This window comes from Diaphorobacter sp. J5-51, from assembly GCF_001023515.1.
Lineage (GTDB): Bacteria > Pseudomonadota > Gammaproteobacteria > Burkholderiales > Burkholderiaceae_C > Diaphorobacter > Diaphorobacter nitroreducens.
Genome location: NZ_JSYI01000051.1, coordinates 1 through 2,350 on the forward strand (window position 1 = coordinate 1; position 2,350 = coordinate 2,350).

2 protein-coding genes are annotated in these 2,350 nt (G+C 72.0%); both read left to right on the plus strand.

Going from position 1 to position 2,350, the window contains the following annotated elements; translation table 11 throughout:
• The first annotated feature begins 50 nt into the window (after nt 1-50).
• Complete coding sequence (locus OX89_RS07340) at nt 51-986, plus strand: PhaM family polyhydroxyalkanoate granule multifunctional regulatory protein (RefSeq protein ID WP_047350117.1); 936 nt, start codon at nt 51-53, stop codon at nt 984-986.
• A gap of 40 nt (nt 987-1,026) precedes the next feature.
• Nucleotides 1,027-2,292 (plus strand): FIST N-terminal domain-containing protein, encoded by a 1,266-nt coding sequence (locus OX89_RS07345; RefSeq protein ID WP_047350118.1) that lies wholly within the window; start codon nt 1,027-1,029, stop codon nt 2,290-2,292.
• The last annotated feature ends 58 nt before the right edge of the window (nt 2,293-2,350 follow it).

Consider the following 2,350-nt stretch of genomic DNA (forward strand, 5'->3'; position numbering starts at 1 on the left):
AGCGATGCGGGTTACTACTCATTGCCGGGAGGCATCCATACAAGCAGGCCATGAGCGATAGCACCCCTTTCGGCTTCGGGCGTTTCGTCCCGGGATTTGATTTCCTGCAGAACCTGGCCAAGGGCGCTGCGGCGGGTATGCCCACCATGCCGGGGCTGTCGGGCTGGGTGGCGCCCACGGTGAGTGTGGACGAGCTGGACAAGCGCATCCAGGACCTCAAGGCCGTGCAGTTCTGGCTGGAGCAGAACGCGCGCGCCCTGGCCGCGACCGTGCAGGCGCTGGAGGTGCAGAAGATGACGCTGGCCACGCTGCAGGATATGAACGTGGCGATGGGCGACCTGGCCGCGAGCTTCGGCGCCGCAGCAGGCCAGGACAAGGAGCGGCCCGCCGCACGAGCCGCCGAGCCACCGTCCGCGTTCCCGTTCACCTCTCCGCCCGCACCCACACCTGCACCTGCACCGGAGGCGCCGCCCCCGGCCAACAACGCCTCGGCGGCGCGCACCGCGCGAACACCACCGGACGATGAAGCCGCGCCCGAGCAGACCAAGGGCGTGGCCGACCCGATGCAATGGTGGGGTGCGCTGACCAGCCAGTTCCAGCAGATCGCGGCGCATGCCCTGCGGGATGCGGGCACGCACCAGGCGGCCTTCGATGCCACGCGCGAGATGGCCAGCGGCGCACTCAAGACCGCCTCCAGCATGGCGGCGCAGATGGCCGCGCAGGGCATGCACGGCATGCGCGCGGCGGCGCAGGCCGCCGGTGCGGCGCCTGCGGCAACGCCCGCCCCTGCCGCCGGCAAGCCTTCCACAAAGGCGGCCGCCCGGCCGGCGACCCAACCGGGCGGCAAGGCCAACGACAAGGCCAACGACAAGGCACGTCCGGCCGCCAAGCGGACTGCCGCGGCCAGCGCGGGCGCCAAGCGTGCCCCCGCACCATCGCCCACCCAAAAGGCTGCCGCGTCCCGCACGCGGCGGCCGGCAGGTTGAGCTGCGCGGCGGCGCCTGTACCCCATCGCAGGGCTGACACATGAGACTCTTTCCCAATGCACACGCCACCCATCCGCAGTGGCACATGGCCGCGGTGCTGGTGCTGGCGCAACTGCGGGCGCAGATGGCGCTGCCCCAGTACGCCAGTGCACCCACGCTGGGGCTGCTCTACATCACCGACCACTACGCGGACGATGCCGCGGCCCTGCTGGACCTGCTGCGGCGCGAACTGCCGACGGTCACCGACTGGGCAGGCGCGGTCGGCGTGGGCGTGGCGGGCAACAACGTCGAATATTTCGATGAACCCGCGCTCTCGCTGATGCTGTGCGACCTGCCGCGCGCGCACTACCGCGTGTTCTCGGGCGTGGCGCCGCTGGCGCACGGCGATGCGGCCGGGGTGGGCTTTGCGGCCCACACGGCGCTGGTGCATGTGGACGGCCAGACACCCGAACTGGCGGATCTGGTGGCCGAGATGGCGGGCCGCACCAGCAGCGGCTACCTGTTTGGCGGCGTGGTGGCCAGCCGCGGGGCGCAGGTGCAGCTGGCGCTGCCCGCCGGCGGCGAGGGCGACGGCGTGCTGCACGGCGGCCTGTCGGGCGTGGCCTTTGATGCGCAGGTGGAACTGGTCTCGCGCGTCACGCAGGGCTGCCAGCCCATCGGCGCGCAGGCGGCCATCACCGCCGCGCAGGACAACGTGGTGCTGGAGCTGGACGGCGAACCCGCGCTGGACGTGCTGCTGGACACGCTGGGCGTGACGCTGCAGGGCGACGCCCAGGCCGCGCTGCGCGCCGTGCGCGCCACGCTGGCAGGGCTGGAGGACGCGGACGCGCCGCAGCGCCAGCGCACGGGCCACTTTGGCGCCGACACGCGCGTGCGCCACATCGTCGGGCTGGACGCGACGCGCAGCGGCGTGGCGCTGGGTGACCATGTCGAGGTGGGCATGCGCCTGGCCTTCTGCCAGCGCAACGTCGGCGCGGCCCGTGCCGACCTGATGCGCATCTGTGCCGAGATCCGTGAGGAGCTATCGCCCCAACTCGAAGAGGCGCAGGCGCTGCCCGCCGCAGGCAGCGCGCCGCATGCGGAGCCGGCGGGCGGCCGGCGCATTTGCGGTGCGCTGTATGTGAGTTGTTCGGGCCGCGGCGGGCCGCACTTCGGTGGGCCCAGCGCCGAGCTGCAGATCGTGCGCCATGCGCTGGGCGACGTGCCCCTGGCGGGCTTCTTCGCCGGCGGCGAAATCGCCGCGCACCGGCTCTATGGCTACACGGGCGTGCTGACGGTGTTCGTCGCGCCGGACGGGGCTTTATAAGCCTTTTTGGCCTCTAGGAGCCTGTCGGACTTTCCCACCTTCCGCCCAGAGACTCCAT

Coding starts and splice junctions, on each gene's coding strand:
- OX89_RS07340 (WP_047350117.1), top strand. CDS start 51: ATGAGCGATAGCACCCCTTTCGGCTTCGGGCGTTTCGTCCCGGGATTT.
- OX89_RS07345 (WP_047350118.1), top strand. CDS start 1,027: ATGAGACTCTTTCCCAATGCACACGCCACCCATCCGCAGTGGCACATG.